Below are 397 nucleotides of genomic sequence, written 5' to 3'. Positions count from 1 at the left end.
GCCTTGGAGCGGGCGAATGTTTACGCCGTATCGGGTTCAGGACTGGCTCAGTGTACTTAATTATCAAGTGGTGCACATGGACAGTTATGGATTGATACCGTCGAAAAAGCAACGTGCGATATGGACTTGGATAGAAAATGGGATAGGGGGCTGGAGTATGCCGTTTTGCAGTCAATACTTTATCGTGGCTCGCAAGAGAACGTACCCGCTTAAACCGATAAAACCCCATTGGAAACTGAAGCGTCGTCTGTCTCCAGTGAGGTTAAATTGCCGAGTTAACCCTAAAGCCTAGTATTACCTATTTAGCTTAAGAAGGCTGATAACCGGTATCTTCATCGGTAGGAGTTTCTGCTGCTAGACGAGCAATCTCGTCACAAATTTCGTTTTCTCTATGCCC

At 46.3% G+C, this 397-nt stretch carries 2 pseudogenes; one reads left to right on the top strand and one right to left on the bottom strand.

The features are described from left to right. Positions 1–292: pseudogene (locus tag AB4585_RS23380) on the top strand (SAM-dependent methyltransferase); the annotation flags it as partial. A gap of 15 nt (positions 293–307) precedes the next feature. On the opposite strand, the pseudogene AB4585_RS23375 reads toward AB4585_RS23380, so the two are convergent. Further along, a pseudogene (locus AB4585_RS23375) lies at positions 308–397 on the bottom strand (ribonuclease HI); the annotation flags it as partial.

This window comes from Vibrio sp. 10N.222.49.C9 (genome assembly GCF_041474985.1).
Classification (GTDB): Bacteria; Pseudomonadota; Gammaproteobacteria; order Enterobacterales; family Vibrionaceae; genus Vibrio; species Vibrio crassostreae_C.
The sequence above is the reverse complement of the archived record's forward strand: the minus strand, read 5'-3'. Positions and strand labels throughout refer to the sequence as shown.